Origin of the sequence: Candidatus Ruthia endofausta (genome assembly GCF_013342985.1) — a bacterium.
Classification (GTDB): domain Bacteria; phylum Pseudomonadota; class Gammaproteobacteria; order PS1; family Pseudothioglobaceae; genus Ruthia; species Ruthia endofausta.
In genome coordinates this window covers 957,915-976,484 of the sequence record NZ_CP054490.1, presented here as the reverse complement: position 1 = coordinate 976,484, position 18,570 = coordinate 957,915, and the positions used below count along the sequence as shown (strand labels likewise).

Sequence of the window (18,570 nt, the reverse complement as noted above, 5' to 3'; positions counted from 1 at the left end):
CAACTTTCTTTACCTTCTTGATAAATCAACCCTAGAGAATGACTTTTTTGTGTTAATCAACATCTATCCCAACTAAGATACGAATATTAGCAACATCCCCCAATAAAGAGCAGAGTCTAAAAAAAATACCCCGATGAGCGAAAATAACCCACTAAAATATCAAAATGATTAATGTTTTGATTGTGTCCAAAAATACCCGTTAGTTTTTTAAATAAAGTATTTTTTTTAGACTGAAAAAGACGAGCCACAACCACAAGTGGTTTTGGCATTTGGGTTGTGGATAATAAAACGTGCGCCCTGTAAGTCTTCTAAATAATCAACGGTTGCACCAATTAAGTATTGATAACTCATAGGGTCAACGACTAATTGTACGCCACTGTTTTCAATGCTTGAATCACCCTCTTTGTAGGTTTCGTCAAAAGTAAAACCATAGGAAAAGCCAGAACAACCACCTCCTGTAATATAAACACGCAAATGCAAGTTATCATTTTCTTCTTCTTCAATGAGAGTTGATACTTTTTTAGCCGCATTGTCGCTAAAAATAATGTCTGCTTTTTCTAAAACTTGTTCTGTTTCCATATTACTTTCCCCCTATGGCAATAAGCCAATTTGTTCCAATCCTAAGCCTTCACCAAGCCCAAACATGAGATTCATGTTTTGTATGGCTTGCCCTGAGGCGCCTTTACCTACATTGTCAATAACTGCCATAATAATAAGTTTGTTGCTTGATTTTTGAATGCCAATATGGCAATTACTCGTGCCTTTAACTGATTTGGTTTGTGGATAAATGCCAGTTGGCAATATATGAACAAATTTGTTGTCTTGGTAGTGATTTTCAAACAATTCTTGTGCATTAATATTCTTTGTTAAATCAACGTAAACACTAGCAAGCATGCCCCGAGTCATAGGTATCAGGTGTGGAGTAAAGATAAAGTCCACACCTGTGCCTGCGATGTCTGTTAACACTTGTTGCGTTTCAGGCTTGTGACGGTGTTGATTAACATTATAAGGCTTTAAGGAGTCGTTCACTTCGCAAAAAAGTGTGGCAATATTCGCACCTCTGCCTGCGCCACTAACTCCTGATTTGCAATCAGCAATAATGCTTTTTGTGTCAATGACATTTGCTTCAAGCAAAGGCTTAAGTGCTAGCGTGATTGCAGTTGGGTAGCATCCAGGATTGGCAACCAAGGTGGCATTTTTGATTTGTGAGCTGTAAACTTCAGGCAGGCCATAAACGGCATTTTCTAATAAAGCATTCTGTGTGTGTGCCATGCCGTACCATTTGCTCCATTCGGAGCTGTCTTTAATACGAAAATCAGCACCTAAGTCAATTATTTTGATACCTCTGTCTAGGAATTGGCCAACGCTGTTCATAGCTACGCCGTGTGGTGTGGCAAAGAAAATGACGTTGCACTTAAATAATGTTTTATCATCTGGTGCAATAAAGTTAGAATCAACATAGCCTATTAGGCTGGGAAATTCTTCAACAACAGCTTTACCAACATTTGCCCTTGAACATAGGGCAATAATTTTTGCACTTGGGTGATTTTGTAAAAGACGTATAAGCTCCAGACCTGTGTATCCAGTAGCGCCAATAATGCCTACTTTAATCATACTAGTGAACCCCTAACATTTTTTCGAGATAGTGGATATTCATACCGCCTTTTTGGAAGATTTTGTCATCCATGATTCTTCTTTGCAAAGAGATATTGGTTTTAATACCATCAATCACCATTTCATCAAGTGCATTTTGCATTTTGATAATGGCGCCTAGTCGAGTATCAGCAAAAGTAATCAATTTACCAATCATAGAATCGTAATGGGGTGGCACGGTATAGCCGTTATATATATGTGAATCGACACGCACGCCTAAACCGCCAGCGACATGATATTGGGTGATTTTTCCTGGTGAGGGCATAAAATTATTAGGATCTTCAGCATTAATACGACACTCAATCGCATGGCCTTTGATTTTCACATCATTCTGTGTGAATGAAAGTGTTTGACCATCAGCAATGCGTATTTGTTCACGCACAATATCAATACCAGTAATCATTTCGGTGACAGGGTGTTCCACCTGGATGCGAGTATTCATTTCAATGAAATAGAACTCATCATTTTCAAATAAAAATTCAAACGTTCCAGCACCGTGATAGTTAATGGCTTTACAAGCATCCGTACAAGCACTGCCGATTTTTTGGCGTAATTCTGGTGTGATGCCAGGTGCTGGCGCTTCTTCTACCACTTTTTGATGACGTCTTTGCATCGAACAGTCACGTTCGCTTAAGTGCACAGCATTGCCATGTTCGTCAGCTAATATTTGAATTTCAACATGTCTAGGCGTGATTAGAAATTTCTCCATATATACTTCGCCATTGCCAAAAAAGTTAAGTGCTTCTGTTTTAGTCAACTCTATTGAATTAAGTAGATCGGTTTCTTTTTCAACTACACGCATGCCACGACCACCGCCACCGCCAGAGGCTTTGATGATAATTGGAAAGCCAATATCACGAGCAAGTTTGGTGTTTTGAGCAGCGTCTTCAGTCAAACCACCATTTGATCCAGGTACACAAGGCACGCTGAATTTTTTCATAGCTTTAATGGCGGCAACTTTGTCACCCATGATACGAATATTATCTGCATGTGGACCGATAAAAATAAAACCACTTTCTTCAACGCGCTGTGCAAAATCTGCATTTTCAGATAAAAAACCATAGCCAGGATGAATGGCATCAGTATGAGTAATTTCTGCAGCAGCAATCAGTGCGGGAGTGTTTAAATAACTATCTTTTGATGGGTGCGGACCAATGCACACAGCCTCGTCAGACAAACGTACATGCTTAAGGTCTCTGTCCGCTGTTGAATACACAGCAACGGTTTTGATACCTAGCTCCTTACAAGCTCTTAAAATTCTAAGCGCAATTTCACCACGATTAGCAATGAGAACTTTGCGGATTTTATTCATTGGCGTCATTGAATGACGACTAGTGTTTGACTAAATTCAACTGCATCGCCATCTGTACATAAGATTTCAGTGACTGTTCCAGATTGGTCTGCCTCAATTTGGTTCATGATTTTCATGGCCTCAACAATACAAATTGTATCGCCTTGCTTGACGTGTTGACCGATTTTAACAAAAGCATCAGAAGTGGGTGATGCTGCGCCATAAAAAGTACCAACCATAGGAGAAGTAATCGGATGATCATCTACTGTTAGTGCACTATCTTCAGATGGTGTTGCCATTGTAGCAGCCTCTGTTGGTGCTACTACAGAGGCTGCTATTGCCACTGGTGCTGCTATTGGGGCGTTGCCATAGCGCGAAATACGTACGGATTCTTTATCCTCAACAATTTCAATTTCACTCATGCCAGATTGTTCTAGCAATTCCATTAATTTTTTTACTTTACGAATGTCCATTCATGACCTCTTTAATTGTTGAATATGTTGAATTGCGGCTTGTAGTGCAAATTCGTAGCCTTGGACACCAAAGCCTGAAATGACGCCTTGTGCAATGTCTGAGAAATAAGATTGTTTACGGAAATCTTCACGCTTATACACATTAGACAAATGAACTTCAGTGAACTCAATATCCACAGCGAGCAGGGCATCACGCAAAGCGACTGATGTGTGTGTGAAAGCTGCAGGGTTGATAATGATATATTGAACGTCGTTATTTGTAGCGTTGTGAATGTGTTCAATCAATCTTGCTTCTGAATTGTTTTGATGGTATTCAAGTGTAAGTCCAGCATCGTTTGCTATTTTTGCAAGATTACTGGTAATCTCATCTAGTGTTTGTGCGCCGTAATAATCAGGCTCTCGAGTACCAAGCAGATTAAGGTTAGGACCGTTTAATAATAGAACATCCATTTTGTTAACAAGCAAAACCAAAACCTAAATAGAACTGATTTTACCACCAATATCGTGTACGATAGTTGGTTTTATCGGTATTTTCGCTTATTTTATTTGGTTTTGTTGAGGTGGCTGAGAAAGTCTTGTGCGTTAATCTCGCCAATAATTCTTTGTGAACGGTTTTCAATACCATTGTTGAAAAATAAAATAGCAGGCGGGCCAACAAGGCCAAATCGTTTCATCAGTGTTTTATCATTGGCATTATTTTCAGTCACATCAGCTTGTAGTGCGGTAACATTGGTCATTTCGTTAACTACATTGGCATTAGAAAACACAAAGCGTTCAAGCTCTTTACAAGAGATGCACCAATCAGCATAAAAATTTAGCATAACAATTTGCTTGCTACTCTCTGCTTTTGCTAGGATTTGATCTAGTTCACCCACCGATTTGATGCGTTCAAGTTTTATATGAACTGATTCAGTTGCCACACTTGATGCACCCCAGTCCGATAGTGGCTGTAACATATTGCCACCACCACGTGCCACCAACATCCAGATCAAGATGCCATAGCCCAATATAATTAGCCCTAAAGCTTTAAAAATACGTTGCCAAGGGCTTGTTGAAGTATTTGTTTGTGTATTCAATGCGCCCATCGCAATCGGTGATATAGTCATGAGCATTGCCCATAATATAAGTGACGTAAGGGGTGAGATAATTCTATCAAGTAGATAAATTGCTACGGCTAGCATTAAAATACCAAAGACGTATTTAACATTATCCATCCAGCCACCTGCTTTAGGTAGTTTGCTTATGCCTGCGCCAATCGCAACAAGTGGTGCGCCCATGCCTAAGCTCATTACAAACAGTGATAATCCACCTAATAATGCATCGCCAGTTTGTCCAATATAAATCAATGCGCCTGCTAGCGGTGGTGTAACACAAGGCCCTACAATGAGTGCTGATAAAAATCCCATAACAGCCACACCAATTAAGTGCCCACCTTCTTGGTCATTGCTTATTTTTGTAATTTTTCCTTGTAAACTGGCAGGTAGTTGGATTTCATAATAATCAAACATAGAAAATGCCAAGGCGATAAAAATCAAACTGAAAATAGCCAGTATCCAAGGGATTTGGAATAGCACTTGTAAATTTTCACCAAAATAGCCTGCCAATACGCCCGCAATTGAATAAGTTATGCTCATGGATAATACAAATACAATGGACATAATCAGCGCACTTCTAGTGCTAATTTCGCCTTTTTGACCCACAATAATGCCTGACAGAATTGGAATCATTGGAAACACGCAAGGGGTTAATGACAGCAATAAGCCAAAACCAAAGAAACTTGCCAATACTAATAATATACTGTCTTGTTGAAGTAACGCAGTAATTTGGTCGGTTTTGTTTAATTCAACTTGCGCGACATTGGGTGCTTTGGCTTTTTCAGGTGTGGTATTGATATTAGAGCCACCTGTTTGAGAAAGCAACACAATATCTTTAGTTTTTTTTTGTGGCGGATAGCAAACACCACCCTCCCAACAGCCTTGATATTTAACGATAAAAGTAATTGGTTGAGTGCTGACATTAGTAAGCGGAATCTTAACTTCTAATACGCCTTTGTGAACCTCAATTTTTCCAAAAAACTCATCGTCTTTAATTTTACCTTTTGGAAAGACAATATCGCCAAATTTTGCCCCTTTGATATCAAAGAAAAATTTATCATGGTATAAATAATATTCTTGATGAATAGCCCATCTTGCTAATAGCATATTGGCATCAATTGCCACCACTGAAAATTTAAAGGCATCGTCTTCAGATAGAGGCTCATCAGGAATTGAGATGTTTTTTTCAAGACTTGACCGTGCTTTGTTAGTGGTTCGTAAAAATAGATTAAATGCATTATCAGCTAAAGATGTCGAGCGCATTGAACCGATGTTAAGCGCAACCGATTTAGTAATGGGCGGGTAGCAAACACCCAAATCGGCACAACCCTGATAGCTAACAGTTAATAAAATAGATTTGGCATCGCCTTTAAGCACAGGAACCACCACCAGGGTATTATCACGATAAACTCCAATTTTGCCAAAAAATTCATCATTTCTAATCTTTGCTGTTGGGAACTTAGCATTGCCTAGCTGGGCTAAAAAATCAGCAGAAATCTTAATCTTCTCTTTATAAAGATAGTAACCTTTAGCAATGTCCCAATTAAGCAGTATTTCGTTATTAACCACGCTGGCTTTAAAGGTAAATGCCTCATCTACTGGCAACAAATCATCTTCTGCTAATGAAAATGTGGATAATAATAAAAATAAGGGTAATAATAAATGTTTCATGTCTCTTTTCTCAATGTATCAATTGAACTTTAGCATGTTATACGCTTAGTTGCAATAATTAAATATTGTTTGACAAATATCAATATCAATGCCTTATTTAAGCAATTTCCTTTGTCTATACGCAAGATAGGCGTTATAAGTTTGTAAATTCTTGATAAGAGTCACCATTCACGTAGCGCAATACTTCCTGAAAATGAAAAATGTATAAAAACCCATCAATACGAGTAATTTCATTACCCTTATTAAATTAAGACAATGCCAGGTCGGTAGTTAAGTTTGAGTTGTTATGCCTAATCTTTAGGCGTAATTTGATTGCTTTTATTATCAATAATAGCTTGTGTGGAGCCAGCATCAAAACGCACTACATTAAAGGCGTTAAATTCATTGATGTAAGTGTGGCTAAATGCTTTATTTAAGCATGGAGTAAAATCAAGATAGACGGCATCTAACAAAAACTTGTGATAAGTTTAAAACTATTTTCTAAAACGGAGTTTTATCCCACTCAACTAATCTACGTTATAAATTTGATGCGAGTAATGAGCAATCTCGTTGCTCACTTTGTTATTGGAGACTTGCTTGAGTTGTAGAAACTTATTGCCTATTGGACTACCACCACCATTGCTGGACGAACTAAGCGACCATTTAAAGTAAAACCAAATTGTACGACTTCTAAAACAGAATTTGAGTTCTTGTCTGGCATGGGCACCATGATAACGGCTTCGTGTAATTCTGGGTTAAAGGTTTCACCTTCTGGGCTAATCATTTCTACGCCAAATTTTTCTAGGGTTGAGAGAAAAACTTTATCGGTCATTTCTAGCCCTTCAATAATATGCTTAACGGTGGCTTTTTCTTCTTGTGCAGTTTTAATGCCCATGCTTAACGAGTCTTTGACTTCGAGCAATGCTTTGACAAAACCATCCAGTGCAAACTTGTGTGCATTTTCAACATCTTTAGCGTTGCGGCGTTTGAGGTTCTCCATTTCTGCTTGAGACCTTAAAAGTTTGTTCCAATTATCTTTGGCAGATTGTTGCGCTTGGGCTAGCTGTTCTTGCAAATCATCTTTTTGAGGTGTTTGCGAGGCAGCTTTAATGGCGGCTTCAATATCCTCTTTTTCTGTTGAGGATTTTTTTTGGTTCTTATTTTCTGGTTTCTTTTTTGTCATTTTGTTGCCCAATTCATGTATATTTGTTAAAAGTATTGATTGTGGATAAGATTAAGATTATCCACAAAGTGCTTGATTATAATGGTGGCTATTTTAAAGAATTCAATCTTAATGATTAACAAATATGTTTAACACAATTGGCATTATTACCAAACCTAACGATTCTGTGAGTGAAGACACAGCTATTGAGTTGCGTGAATTTTTATCAACTCAGGGCGTAAGCATGGTGTTTGACGATAAAAGTATTGCTCAACAGGCGGACTTGATTATTGTTTTAGGTGGTGATGGCTCACTACTTAGTACAGCGCGTAGTTTTGTTGATAACAATATTCCAATTTTGGGTATTAATCTTGGGCGGCTGGGCTTTTTGGCAGATGTGCCATTAACAGACATGCTTGATATCGTTTCTGAAGTTTTAAATGGTAAATACACCAAAGAAAAGCGCTGTCTGCTGTCTTGCCAAATAGAGCGAAACAACGAAGCATTAGACAACTTTTTAGCATTGAATGATGTGGTTATTCATCGAAAAGAGCATTTAAAAATGGTTGAATTTGATGTTTATATTGATGATAAATTTGTTAATAATCAACGTGCCGATGGTTTGATTATTACCACACCAACAGGATCAACTGCTTATGCACTATCCAGCGGTGGTCCTATTATGCATCCAGGTGTGAATGTTATTGGCTTGGTATCAATCTGCCCACACACTATGAGTCACCGCCCTTTGTTGGTGTCAGGTGATAGTGAAGTAGTGATTCAAGTGAAAGATTCAGATAATGGTGCAATTGTTAGTTTTGATGGACAAACTTCGGTTGCTATCAAGGCAGGGCAGGATATTCGTGTGCGTCAGCACAGTAGTCTTATTCATTTATTACACCCTAAGGATTATGACTACTTTGAGATTATTCGCTCTAAATTACACTGGAGTCGCAAGCTTTAATCAATGCTGGCTCAATTAAGTGTTAAAAATTTGGCTGTTGTTGGAAACACTAGACTTATCTTTTAAGCAAGATATGAGTGTTGTTACGGGTGAAACAGGCGGCAGGGAAATCCACTCTTTTATAAGCCCTTAATTTGGTATTGGGCGGTCGTGGCGATGCTACTTTGGTGCGTCTTGGTGCAGGTAAGGCTGAAATCAGTTTGAAAACGAGGCAGATATTAATACCCAATTGAGTTGCAATTAGATGAGATAGGCACCTGGCATGCACTCGCTTGATGAGCTTGCCCATCAAAAAAGGCAACTGCAAGCAGATTACCAAGAAGAAGCAGTGCACTTAAGCAAAATTAGAACCAGCAAGACGCATGAGTTATCAAACTTAGTCACACAAATCATGTAAGTGCTAGGGATGCTGGATAGTGAGTTTTCATCTGCCTTACCCCTTTTGGGTGTAACATCACCGTCGGCAATAAAGGGTCCATGACCTTCACCTGGAGGCCTGCTTGCATATGTATCAGTTTCAAGCCATTGTTCAAAAGCTTTGTCATAAACCCTGCCAGATATAATAAATATATCTTCAGGATAATCATGACTTTTAGTGCCAAAACAATTTATACAATACCCATCTTTAGATTTAGTTAACCGAGTGTAATCACCAGAGAATGAGTCTTCAGAAACAGTAAGTTCTAGAACATTCCCATTTGAAGCTGTCAACTTCTTTCCATTTTCCGAAGCTTGAAGAATCAAGGGGATTCCAGTAGATGTTTGTAGGTTTCATGATGATTCTCTATTACAGTTCTCTATTACAGTTCTCTATTACAGTGTGGAAAATAGAATTAGGGGAGTCTATTTTTTCTTTAAACGTTCAATGCCCAACATTTTGAAAATGTACTTTTGATAGGCAGGCTCTGAGTTGCCTGTTTTCATGTTGCGAATGAAGAATTTTTCAAAGGCAATTTTAGCAAGGTGCACCATTTTGCCTTTTTTAGCCCAAGTAACGTTTCTAGGTGGGATTTGTGGCATAGCGACAAAGGCTGCACCTGTATCGCCCATGTCAGCAATACAAACCGCATTCCAAGTTGGAATGTGAGAAGGCGATTTGTCGGCAATCATTTCTTCAATGTTATGTACAACAGCGGTGACCATGGATTCAATCATGTAGCCTGTTTTTGGCGTGCCACACATAACAGGTGTTGCTTCAACAGGCGGAATAGCGATATTCACACCAACTGAAAAAATATTATCTTTAACAAGGGATTGTTGGTAATTATTCACCATAACAAAGCCACGTGGATTGACAAAGTCTACATCTACATCAGCTAATTTTGCAACCGTATCAACGCCTTTAAAGGCCGGCAACATCATGGTGTATTGGGTGGCAACCTTTATAGTTTTAACCACTCCTCCTTCGTCGTTAACTTGGTCTACGGTGACATCATTAGCGGTAATATTAGCCACCTTGGCATTGGTAATCCACTTGATATGACGTTGCCTGAATTCTGATTCTAACAGACCTTTTGAATCGCCCACACCACCCAAACCTAGATGGCCAATATACGGCTCTGCAGTCACAAAGGTGATAGGGCATTTATCACGAATACCTCGTTTTTTAAGGTCAGTATCCATGATACATGCAAATTCATAAGCTGGACCAAAACAGGAAGCACCTTGCACTGCGCCCACAACAATTGGACCGCCATTATTCGCACAAAACTCTTCCCACTTTTGGCGCGCTGATTCAGCGTGAGCAGTGGTGCAAATTGAAACACTATGACCCTCAGGACCCAAGCCTTCAATTTCATCAAAGGCTAATTTAGGGCCTGTGGCTAGCACTAGATAGTCATAGTCTACAACTTGGTCGCCAATCATAACTTGATTATCATTAGGTTTGATTTCACTAGCCTCGCCGACAATCAGCTCAATATTTTTACGTTTCAAATGAGGCTCAAGTAAAAAACTAATGTCCTCTTCACTGCGCCAACCAACTGCCAACCAAGGGTTTGAAGGAATAAAGTTAAAGTTTGGATTATTGGAAATAACCGTTACCTTGTGATCTTTTCCTAATGTTTTTTTAATATCATAGGCAAAAGGCAGTCCGCCTGTGCTTGCGCCAATAACAACAATATGGGCCATATTTCTCTCCTCAAAATGAGTCAATTATTCCGATAATGTGCACACTTGTCAAATATATCACAATATTATTATATTGTTAATTAACGTATAATATATAATAAGGCGTGGTTTAATTGATTAAAGTCACAAAAAAACGATTTTTTTATAAGCCGGACTAGTATAATCTTAATTTTGTGAGTTTGATAGCGATAGATATTTTGGCAACGGATAATGGATGGCCAAAGGTACAATTAGGCATATTGTTAATAGTGGGTGTTTATTTTGCTATCAATGGTGTGGCTTTAGCGGCAATTTATGGCAGTATGATTAGCTTGTTAAATACAGGTTTAATTAATAGGCACACAAACAAGCAAACAAGACAATTGGGTATTAGCGCAGGAGCTAGCGTTGGTATGATGGCAGTGAGTGTTATTATGCGTATGGCTCTGTTGGTGGCATTGACTTTATTCGGCTTATTGATTTTAAAGTTACCATCAGAGGCGTTAATTATCGGCTTGGTTTTGGGACAGATTGGTTTTTTAATAGATAAGGTTATAAATGAATAATGTCAGCGACAAATGAAGTCATAACTTCTGGTAGCTATATTAAGCACCATTTACAAAATTTGACATATGGTCAATTTCCAGACGGACATTGGGGGCTTGCGTCTACCGTAAGCGAGGCAAAAGAAATGGATTTTTGGGCTTTTCATCTGGACACATTAAGTGTTTCCTTTGTATTAGGCGCTTTATTTTTAATCTTTTTTTACCGAGTAGGTAAAAAAATGACCACTGACACCCCTTCAGGTGCACAAAATTTTATTGAAAGTGTGATTGATTTTATTAACGAGAATGTTCGTGGTTCGTTTAATGATCAAAATCCTGTGGTTGCACCATTAGCACTCACTACTTTTATTTGGATTGTGTTAATGAACACCATGGATTTGGTGCCAGTCGATTGGTTGCCATATGTGGCACAGCAAATCGGTGTTTGGTTTGGCGCTGATCCACATCACGTTTTCTTTAAGGCGGTGCCAACCACTGACCCAAATGCGACCTTTGGCATGTCAATTGGTATTTTCATTCTTATTATTTATTACAGCATCAAGGAAAAAGGCGCGGGCGGTTTTGCATCAGAATTGACCTTCCATCCATTTGGTAAAATAATGTTACCGTTTAATTTGTTCTTAGAAGGGGTGAACTTAATTGCCAAGCCTGTCTCATTAGCGTTGCGTTTATTTGGCAATATGTATGCAGGAGAGATGATTTTTATTCTCATCGCCTTATTGCCATTTTGGGTTCAGTGGAGCTTGTCTTTACCATGGGCAATTTTTCATATTTTGATTGTATTGTTACAGGCCTTTATCTTTATGACTTTGGTCATTGTGTATATGGACATGGCTCACCAAAAAGAGCATTAATTTTTTTATAAAAGTAGGAGTAAAAAATGGAACAAAGTATTTTATTTTTAGCAGGTTCAATTTTAATGGGCTTGGGCGCGCTAGGTGCAGCGGTTGGTATTGGTATTTTAGGTGCAAGGTTTTTAGAAGGGGCAGCGCGCCAGCCAGAGTTAATTCCAATGCTTAGAACGCAAATGTTTATTGTCATGGGTTTGGTGGATGCGGTACCAATGATTGCTGTTGGTATTTCAATGTATATTTTATTTGCGGTTGCAGGATAAAATAAAAAACGATTTAGAACACAGGGGTTGAACTATGAATATTAATTTGACGATGTTTGGGCAATTAATCATGTTTGCCATGTTTACTTGGTTTTGCATGAAGTTTGTTTGGCCGCCTATTGTGATAGCCATGGAAGAACGTAAAAAACGTATAGAAAGCGGTTTATTAGCGGCGGAGCGTGGTCGTTCTGAGCAAGAAGAAGCGCAAATCAAAGCTCAAGAGATGATTAATCAATCTAAAGATCAGGCGGCTGATATTATTATAAATGCCACTCGTCAAGCATTAAATATGATTGAAGATGCGAAAAACGTTGCTTTAAAAGAAGCGGGTAAAGTAAAAGCACAAGCACAAACACAGCTTGAACAAGACACAATTCAAACACGTAATGAGTTAAAAAATCAAGTGTCTGATTTGGTTATGCAAGGCGTTAGTGCGGTGCTTGCCAAGGAAGTTGATGCGAAAGTACACCAACAAATGTTGGGTAAATTGTCACAATCGTTGTCGTAATTAGTTATGGAATTAACCGTCATCGCCAAACCTTATGCCAATGCAATTTTTGAACTAGCACAACAAGACAAATCGCATTTGCAGTGGAAAATGGTTTTAGATACAGGCGCGCAATTGCTTATTGATGAGCAGTTGCGAAAATTAATCGCTTCTCCCGATGTTTTAAAACAAGATAAATTAAGCACTATTAAGGCATTGCTCAAGTCAATATTGGCAAGAGAGTTAAGCGAGCATGAAGCGACATTTATTGGCATGTTATTAGACAATAATCGCACCAACGCTTTGCCAAGTATTGCCACCTTGTTTGAAAGTTTGATGAACACAACAAATGATGTCAAAATGTTTAATGTTATTAGTGCTTATCAGTTAAGCAAGCCTGAAAAAAAGCAAATTGTGAGTGATTTGGAAAATCAATACAACAAAGTAGTAAGCATTGACACCACTATAGATAAAGACTTAGTAGGTGGCGTTATTGTTAAAGATGGTGATAAAGTTATCGATATGTCAATCAAAGCTCAAGTGGATGAGTTAAGGTTGCGTCTATCAATAACACACTAAATTATTAAAATTTAAAGAGGGAGGAAGGACTATGCAATTAAACACTCATGAAATTAGTGATTTAATTAAAAAGCAGATAGAAGGATTTGACTTCTCCGCTGAGGTACGTACAGAAGGTAGTGTGGTTAGTGTGAGTGATGGCATTGTTCGTATTCATGGCTTGGCTGATGTGCAGTTTGGTGAGATGCTTGAATTCCCAAATAACACCTTTGGCATGGCGCTTAACTTAGAGCAAGACAGTGTTGGTGCAGTTGTTCTGGGCGATTATTTGCATATTTCAGAAGGTGATATCGTTAAATGTACCAATCGTTTGGTTGAAGTGCCTGTTGGTGAGGCTATGCTAGGTCGAGTGGTTAATCCATTGGGCAAAGCCATTGATGCCAAAGGTGGCATTGATGCCCAAAGCGTACGACCATTAGAAGTAATGGCACCTGGCGTGATTGATCGTAAATCAGTAGACCAGCCTATTCAAACAGGCATTAAAGCGATTGATGCGATGGTACCAGTGGGTCGTGGTCAGCGTGAACTCATCATTGGCGATCGTCAAACAGGTAAAACAGCTGTCGCGATTGATACGATTATCAATCAAAAAGACAGCGGCATTCATTGTGTATATGTGGCTATTGGTCAAAAAGATTCATCGGTAGCGGCAGTTGTGCGAAAATTAGAAGAACACAGCGCATTGGCAAACACCATTATTGTGGCTGCTGGCGCTGCATCAGCCCCAGCATTACAATACATTGCACCTTATGCAGGGTGCGCTATGGCTGAGTATTTTCGTGATCGAGGTGAAGATGCTTTGATTGTTTATGACGATTTAACCAAGCAAGCTTGGGCTTATCGTGAGGTTTCTTTATTGCTTAAACGCCCGCCAGGGCGTGAAGCTTATCCAGGTGATGTATTCTATCTACATTCACGCTTGCTTGAGCGTGCCTCACGTGTCAATGCAGACTATGTAGAAAAGATGACTAATGGCGAAGTTAAAGGCAAAACAGGCTCTTTAACAGCATTGCCAATTATTGAAACTCAAGGTGGCGATGTGTCAGCATTCGTTCCTACCAACGTTATTTCAATTACAGATGGTCAAATCTTCTTAGAAACAGATTTATTTAATGCAGGTATTCGCCCAGCGATTAATGCAGGCTTGTCAGTATCACGTGTAGGTGGTGCAGCGCAGACTAATATTATTAAAAAACTAGGTGGTGGTATTCGTCTTGATTTGGCTCAATATCGTGAGTTGGCGGCTTTTGCACAATTTGCATCAGACCTTGATGCAGAAACTAAGGCGCAAATTGATCGTGGTCAACGTGTGACAGAATTAATGAAACAGAATCAATACTCGCCCTTATCAATTGCTGAATTGGCAACCTCATTGTTTGCTGCCAATTCAGGCTCGTTAGACGACATTGAGGCAAATAAAGTGGTTGATTTTGAAGCGGCACTAATCGTTTATATGAACGCAAACCAAGTATCATTGATGGATAAAATTAATGAAACAGGTGACTACAATGATGAAATTTCAAATGAATTACAAGCAGCAATTGATGACTTTAAGGCAAACCATACTTGGTAGAATGGGATAGATAATGGCAGCTGGCAAGGAAATTAGAACACAAATTTCGAGTATTAAGAATACTCAGAAGATTACTTCGGCCATGGAGATGGTCGCAGCTTCTAAGATGAAAAAAGCGCAAGATAGAATGTTAGCATCACGCCCTTATTGCGAAAAAATTTCCAATGTTATTGGTCATTTAGCCTATGCACATTCAGAATTTGAACATCCTTATATGAACAGTTCTGAAAAACTTCAGTGCATCGGTATTATTATTATTTCAAGTGATAGAGGTTTGTGTGGTGGTTTGAATACTAATTTGTTTAGGTATATTTTAAAACAAGTTGTTGAATACCAGATCAAGGGTATTAAGGTTGATATCTGCACTATTGGCAAAAGAGCAACCTCATTTTTTAAAAATTCTGGCTTAAACGTTAAATCTGTATTAACAGATTTAGGTGATGCACCTCATTTTGATGATTTGTTAGGCACGATTAAAGTCATGCTTGACGGGTTTGATGCAGGCGAAATTCAACAATTATCAGTGGCCTACAACAAATTTGAAAATACTATGACCCAAATGCCTATAATTATGCAATTGGTGCCAATGGTAGCAGGCGAATCAAACAATATGAACCACTATTGGGACTATATCTATGAACCTGATGCACAAGAGGTTCTAAGTGCGTTACTAGTACGTTATATTGAGGCTTTGGTTTATCAAGGCTTAGTTGAAAACATCGCCTGTGAGCAATCTTCACGCATGGTTGCAATGAAAAGTGCAACTGATAATGCAGGTGATATGGTTAAAGAGTTAGAGTTGGTTTACAACAAGGCAAGGCAAGCGGCAATTACGCAAGAAATTTCTGAGATTGTTAGTGGTGCTGCTGCTGTTTAAAGTTTAAAAAAAGGAAAAGCAAAATGAGTACAGGAAAAATTACACAAATTATTGGTGCAGTTATCGATGTCGAATTCTCAGCAGACAGCATGCCAAAAATTTATGACGCCTTAAAAGTTTCAGAAACAGGCTTAACCTTAGAAGTTCAGCAACAGTTAGGCGACTATGTAGTGCGTGCAATTGCCATGGGTGGTTCTGAAGGCCTAAAAAGAGGTTTGGAAGTCACCAACACAGGTGAGCCGATTAAGGTGCCTGTCGGTGTTAAGACATTAGGGCGTATTATGAATGTGCTGGGCGAGCCGATTGATAATGCTGGCGATATTGCTCAAGAAGTCAATTGGGCTATTCACCGAAGTGCGCCTGCTTATCATGAACTGGCACCTGCAGCAGAATTATTAGAAACAGGTATTAAAGTCATTGATTTAATTTGCCCGTTTGCTAAAGGTGGTAAGGTTGGTTTGTTTGGTGGTGCTGGTGTTGGCAAAACCGTTAATATGATGGAGTTAATTCGTAATATTGCGATTGAGCACTCTGGTTATTCAGTATTTGCTGGTGTGGGCGAACGTACTCGTGAAGGCAATGACTTTTATCACGAAATGAAAGAGTCAAATGTACTTGATAAAGTCTCCTTGGTATATGGTCAAATGAACGAGCCTCCGGGAAACAGGTTGCGTGTTGCTTTAACGGGACTAACCATGGCAGAATACTTTCGTGATGAAGGTCGTGATGTATTGTTGTTTATTGACAATATTTATCGTTATACACTTGCAGGTACGGAAGTATCGGCACTATTAGGTCGTATGCCATCAGCAGTGGGCTATCAGCCAACATTAGCAAGTGAGATGGGCGCATTACAGGAACGTATTACTTCAACTAAGAAAGGTTCAATTACCTCAATTCAGGCAGTGTATGTACCTGCAGATGATTTAACTGACCCATCGCCAGCAACCACATTTGCTCATTTAGATGCAACGGTTGTGTTGTCACGTCAAGTAGCAGAATTAGGCATTTATCCTGCGGTAGATCCACTGGATTCTACTTCACGCCAACTAGACCCATTAATCGTGGGCGAAGAGCACTATAACGTGGCTCGTGGCGTACAGGGCGTGTTGCAACGCTACAAAGAATTAAAAGACATTATTGCGATTTTAGGCATGGATGAATTATCTGAAGAAGACAAACGTTCAGTGTCTCGTGCTCGTAAAATTCAACGCTTTTTGTCTCAGCCATTTTTTGTAGCAGAAGTCTTCACTGGTGCACCAGGTAAGTATGTATCACTTAAAGATACGATTTCTGGGTTTAAAGCTATTCTTGATGGTGGGATGGATGATTTTCCAGAGCAAGCCTTTTATATGGTAGGTTCGCTTGATGAGATTCGTGAAAAAGCTAAGGAGAGGGCATAAATGCCAATTATTCATGTTGATGTCGTTAGCGCAACAGAGTCTCTCTACTCAGGCGAGGCATTGTGTGTGTTTGCGCCTGCATCTACAGGAGAATTAGGTATTTATCCAAAACATACGGCACTTTTGTCAACCTTAAAGCCGGGTGAAGTTCGAGTAGAAACCGATAAAGGTATAGAATCCATTTATGTTTCTGGTGGTATCGTAGAAGTCCAGCCAGATGTCGTGACTATTTTTTCTGACACTGCAATTAGAGCAAGCGATTTAGACGAATCTAAGGCGTTAGAAGCCAAACAGCGCGCGCAAGAGGCAATGAAAAATGCAACTGAGAGTCAAAATATTTCAGCAACACAGGCGGCACTTGCTGAGTCAATGGCACAATTGCAAATGATTAACAAAATACGTGGTAAGAAAATTTAAGAACCACATTTCTTAATTAAAAATGCCGTTAATTTAACAATTTTGTTGTTGGTCACTTCAACGCTTTCTTTTGTAAGAGTTTGGTAACATTTTTGTTGAAATGGGGTCATGTTAGGTACTTTTCCATGGCTTTATTAAAGGTATTTTGAGCTTTTAGTAATAAATCACAAACTTCTCTTACTGCGCCATAGCCGCCTATTTTTTCAGTCACAAAACAAGCATTTTCTTTCACCAGTTCGTGGGCATTGGCAACGGCAATTGGCAGATTAACTTTTCTCATAACAGGCAAATCAATGATGTCATCGCCCATGTAAGCAACTTGTTCAGTTTGAAGTGATAGTTTTTTGATAAGATTATTAAAAGCAACAACTTTGTCGTCTTGCCCTTGGTAAAAATGTTCAATACCTAAGTTCTTCATTCGGTGTGCTACATTTTTAGAGTTTCTGGCACTGATAACAGCCACTTCAATACCGTTTTGTTTGAGTAGTTTAATCCCTAACCCATCAAATGAATTAAAGCGTTTAAGTTCTATGCCTTCGTCAGAGAAATATAAGCCACCGTCTGTTAATACGCCATCTACATCAAAAATAATTAGTTTGATGTGTTCAGCCTGTAAGTAAAACTTATCAAGTAATTGCATGTAGTTTACTCCACTTAAAATAGGGCCCAGGATCTGTTTTTCTTATCGGAGAAATGTCACTATGACCCTTGATAGCGCTTATTGGATAATGAGATTTTAATAAATTTATCACTTTATTTAAGGCTTCATATTGTACCGATTCATACGGCGTATTGTCATCTCCTTGCAACTCAATACCAATAGAAAAATCATTACAGTTATACTTGCCTTTATAACTTGATTCACCTGCATGCCAAGCGCGCTGATTAAAAGGCACGAACTGAATTATCATGCCGTTGCGTTTGATCAGCAGGTGTGCGGATACTTTTAGCTCTTTAATGGTTTTAAAGTAAGGGTGCTGACTGGTATTAAGCTGATTGGTAAAAAAATCTTCAATATGGTTGTTGTTGAATTTACCAGGCGGTAGTGAAATATTATGAATAACAATCAAAGATATGGCTTGATTGGGTCTTTTGTTAAAGTTTGGCGAGCTGATTTGCTTGGCGTTTTCGAGTCGGTGATTGTTAATCATCGCTTAA

Annotated in this window: 22 protein-coding genes; 10 read left to right on the top strand and 12 right to left on the bottom strand. The window is 38.9% G+C overall.

Features of this window, described 5'->3' with window-relative positions:
• Positions 1–225: 225 nt before the first annotated feature.
• The 8 genes from erpA to grpE all read right to left on the bottom strand — a co-directional run bounded on the left by erpA (position 226) and on the right by grpE (position 7,344).
• Positions 226–579 (bottom strand): iron-sulfur cluster insertion protein ErpA, encoded by a 354-nt coding sequence (gene erpA, locus HUE58_RS05520; RefSeq protein ID WP_174605998.1) that lies wholly within the window; start codon positions 577–579, stop codon positions 226–228.
• A gap of 12 nt (positions 580–591) precedes the next feature.
• Positions 592–1,614 carry an N-acetyl-gamma-glutamyl-phosphate reductase gene (argC, locus tag HUE58_RS05515; protein ID WP_174605997.1) on the bottom strand — a complete coding sequence of 341 codons (1,023 nt, stop codon included), beginning with the start codon at positions 1,612–1,614 and terminating at the stop codon, positions 592–594.
• A 1-nt stretch (position 1,615) separates the two neighbouring features.
• A complete protein-coding gene (accC, locus tag HUE58_RS05510; RefSeq protein WP_174606253.1) occupies positions 1,616–2,965 on the bottom strand; it encodes an acetyl-CoA carboxylase biotin carboxylase subunit in 1,350 nt (449 codons plus the stop codon).
• A 5-nt stretch (positions 2,966–2,970) separates the two neighbouring features.
• Complete coding sequence (gene accB / locus HUE58_RS05505; protein WP_174605996.1) at positions 2,971–3,417, bottom strand: acetyl-CoA carboxylase biotin carboxyl carrier protein; 447 nt, start codon at positions 3,415–3,417, stop codon at positions 2,971–2,973.
• Positions 3,418–3,867, bottom strand: coding sequence for a type II 3-dehydroquinate dehydratase (gene aroQ, locus HUE58_RS05500; protein WP_174606252.1), 450 nt, complete (start codon positions 3,865–3,867; stop codon positions 3,418–3,420).
• Between the two features lie 92 nt (positions 3,868–3,959).
• A complete protein-coding gene (locus HUE58_RS05495) occupies positions 3,960–6,182 on the bottom strand; it encodes a protein-disulfide reductase DsbD (RefSeq protein WP_174605995.1) in 2,223 nt (740 codons plus the stop codon).
• A 290-nt stretch (positions 6,183–6,472) separates the two neighbouring features.
• Positions 6,473–6,634, bottom strand: coding sequence for a hypothetical protein (locus HUE58_RS05490; protein WP_174605994.1), 162 nt, complete (start codon positions 6,632–6,634; stop codon positions 6,473–6,475).
• Between the two features lie 146 nt (positions 6,635–6,780).
• On the bottom strand, positions 6,781–7,344 hold the full coding sequence (gene grpE / locus HUE58_RS05485; protein WP_174605993.1) for a nucleotide exchange factor GrpE: 564 nt from the start codon (positions 7,342–7,344) through the stop codon (positions 6,781–6,783).
• A gap of 124 nt (positions 7,345–7,468) precedes the next feature.
• On the opposite strand from grpE, the gene HUE58_RS05480 reads away from it, so the two are divergent.
• On the top strand, positions 7,469–8,287 hold the full coding sequence (locus HUE58_RS05480; protein WP_174605992.1) for an NAD(+) kinase: 819 nt from the start codon (positions 7,469–7,471) through the stop codon (positions 8,285–8,287).
• A gap of 312 nt (positions 8,288–8,599) precedes the next feature.
• Here the strand turns inward: HUE58_RS05480 and HUE58_RS05475 are convergent, their stop codons facing one another.
• Together HUE58_RS05475 and HUE58_RS05470 are read right to left on the bottom strand one after the other, a co-directional pair.
• The gene (locus HUE58_RS05475; protein ID WP_340689620.1) at positions 8,600–9,031 is read right to left on the bottom strand and encodes a hypothetical protein; all 432 of its coding nucleotides are present in this window, start codon (positions 9,029–9,031) and stop codon (positions 8,600–8,602) included.
• A 99-nt stretch (positions 9,032–9,130) separates the two neighbouring features.
• Complete coding sequence (locus HUE58_RS05470) at positions 9,131–10,417, bottom strand: NAD(P)/FAD-dependent oxidoreductase (RefSeq protein ID WP_174605991.1); 1,287 nt, start codon at positions 10,415–10,417, stop codon at positions 9,131–9,133.
• A gap of 173 nt (positions 10,418–10,590) precedes the next feature.
• Between HUE58_RS05470 and HUE58_RS05465 the strand changes: the two genes are divergently transcribed.
• From HUE58_RS05465 to HUE58_RS05425, 9 genes are read left to right on the top strand one after another with little or no spacing between them, the layout of a single operon-like run.
• On the top strand, positions 10,591–10,962 hold the full coding sequence (locus tag HUE58_RS05465) for a hypothetical protein (RefSeq protein ID WP_246260781.1): 372 nt from the start codon (positions 10,591–10,593) through the stop codon (positions 10,960–10,962).
• Entirely contained in the window at positions 10,962–11,816 is an 855-nt protein-coding gene (atpB, locus tag HUE58_RS05460; protein WP_174605990.1) for a F0F1 ATP synthase subunit A, read from the top strand. The genes HUE58_RS05465 and atpB overlap by 1 nt, the downstream gene beginning before the upstream one ends.
• Before the next feature lie 26 nt (positions 11,817–11,842).
• Entirely contained in the window at positions 11,843–12,076 is a 234-nt protein-coding gene (gene atpE, locus HUE58_RS05455) for a F0F1 ATP synthase subunit C (RefSeq protein WP_011738379.1), read from the top strand.
• A gap of 34 nt (positions 12,077–12,110) precedes the next feature.
• Positions 12,111–12,584 carry a F0F1 ATP synthase subunit B gene (locus tag HUE58_RS05450; RefSeq protein WP_174605989.1) on the top strand — a complete coding sequence of 158 codons (474 nt, stop codon included), beginning with the start codon at positions 12,111–12,113 and terminating at the stop codon, positions 12,582–12,584.
• 6 nt (positions 12,585–12,590) lie between these two features.
• Positions 12,591–13,142, top strand: a complete 552-nt coding sequence (locus HUE58_RS05445) for a F0F1 ATP synthase subunit delta (protein ID WP_174605988.1) — start codon at positions 12,591–12,593, stop codon at positions 13,140–13,142.
• Between the two features lie 31 nt (positions 13,143–13,173).
• On the top strand, positions 13,174–14,715 hold the full coding sequence (gene atpA / locus HUE58_RS05440; RefSeq protein WP_174605987.1) for a F0F1 ATP synthase subunit alpha: 1,542 nt from the start codon (positions 13,174–13,176) through the stop codon (positions 14,713–14,715).
• Positions 14,716–14,728: 13 nt separating this feature from the next.
• On the top strand, positions 14,729–15,592 hold the full coding sequence (gene atpG / locus HUE58_RS05435; RefSeq protein WP_174605986.1) for a F0F1 ATP synthase subunit gamma: 864 nt from the start codon (positions 14,729–14,731) through the stop codon (positions 15,590–15,592).
• Between the two features lie 23 nt (positions 15,593–15,615).
• Entirely contained in the window at positions 15,616–16,995 is a 1,380-nt protein-coding gene (gene atpD, locus HUE58_RS05430; protein WP_174605985.1) for a F0F1 ATP synthase subunit beta, read from the top strand.
• Complete coding sequence (locus HUE58_RS05425; protein WP_174605984.1) at positions 16,996–17,412, top strand: F0F1 ATP synthase subunit epsilon; 417 nt, start codon at positions 16,996–16,998, stop codon at positions 17,410–17,412.
• A gap of 106 nt (positions 17,413–17,518) precedes the next feature.
• On the opposite strand, the gene kdsC is transcribed toward HUE58_RS05425, so the two are convergent.
• Together kdsC and ampD are read right to left on the bottom strand one after the other, a co-directional pair.
• Entirely contained in the window at positions 17,519–18,052 is a 534-nt protein-coding gene (kdsC, locus tag HUE58_RS05420; RefSeq protein ID WP_174605983.1) for a 3-deoxy-manno-octulosonate-8-phosphatase KdsC, read from the bottom strand.
• Positions 18,039–18,563 (bottom strand): 1,6-anhydro-N-acetylmuramyl-L-alanine amidase AmpD, encoded by a 525-nt coding sequence (gene ampD / locus HUE58_RS05415; RefSeq protein WP_174605982.1) that lies wholly within the window; start codon positions 18,561–18,563, stop codon positions 18,039–18,041. Before ampD ends, kdsC begins: the two co-directional genes overlap by 14 nt.
• Positions 18,564–18,570 lie beyond the last annotated feature (7 nt).

Coding starts and splice junctions, on each gene's coding strand:
- ampD (WP_174605982.1), bottom strand. CDS start 18,563: ATGATTAACAATCACCGACTCGAAAACGCCAAGCAAATCAGCTCGCCA.
- argC (WP_174605997.1), bottom strand. CDS start 1,614: ATGATTAAAGTAGGCATTATTGGCGCTACTGGATACACAGGTCTGGAG.
- atpG (WP_174605986.1), top strand. CDS start 14,729: ATGGCAGCTGGCAAGGAAATTAGAACACAAATTTCGAGTATTAAGAAT.
- HUE58_RS05480 (WP_174605992.1), top strand. CDS start 7,469: ATGTTTAACACAATTGGCATTATTACCAAACCTAACGATTCTGTGAGT.
- erpA (WP_174605998.1), bottom strand. CDS start 579: ATGGAAACAGAACAAGTTTTAGAAAAAGCAGACATTATTTTTAGCGAC.
- atpD (WP_174605985.1), top strand. CDS start 15,616: ATGAGTACAGGAAAAATTACACAAATTATTGGTGCAGTTATCGATGTC.
- HUE58_RS05495 (WP_174605995.1), bottom strand. CDS start 6,182: ATGAAACATTTATTATTACCCTTATTTTTATTATTATCCACATTTTCA.
- HUE58_RS05425 (WP_174605984.1), top strand. CDS start 16,996: ATGCCAATTATTCATGTTGATGTCGTTAGCGCAACAGAGTCTCTCTAC.
- kdsC (WP_174605983.1), bottom strand. CDS start 18,052: ATGCAATTACTTGATAAGTTTTACTTACAGGCTGAACACATCAAACTA.
- atpE (WP_011738379.1), top strand. CDS start 11,843: ATGGAACAAAGTATTTTATTTTTAGCAGGTTCAATTTTAATGGGCTTG.
- accB (WP_174605996.1), bottom strand. CDS start 3,417: ATGGACATTCGTAAAGTAAAAAAATTAATGGAATTGCTAGAACAATCT.
- atpB (WP_174605990.1), top strand. CDS start 10,962: ATGTCAGCGACAAATGAAGTCATAACTTCTGGTAGCTATATTAAGCAC.
- HUE58_RS05450 (WP_174605989.1), top strand. CDS start 12,111: ATGAATATTAATTTGACGATGTTTGGGCAATTAATCATGTTTGCCATG.
- aroQ (WP_174606252.1), bottom strand. CDS start 3,867: ATGGATGTTCTATTATTAAACGGTCCTAACCTTAATCTGCTTGGTACT.
- grpE (WP_174605993.1), bottom strand. CDS start 7,344: ATGACAAAAAAGAAACCAGAAAATAAGAACCAAAAAAAATCCTCAACA.
- HUE58_RS05470 (WP_174605991.1), bottom strand. CDS start 10,417: ATGGCCCATATTGTTGTTATTGGCGCAAGCACAGGCGGACTGCCTTTT.
- HUE58_RS05445 (WP_174605988.1), top strand. CDS start 12,591: ATGGAATTAACCGTCATCGCCAAACCTTATGCCAATGCAATTTTTGAA.
- atpA (WP_174605987.1), top strand. CDS start 13,174: ATGCAATTAAACACTCATGAAATTAGTGATTTAATTAAAAAGCAGATA.
- accC (WP_174606253.1), bottom strand. CDS start 2,965: ATGAATAAAATCCGCAAAGTTCTCATTGCTAATCGTGGTGAAATTGCG.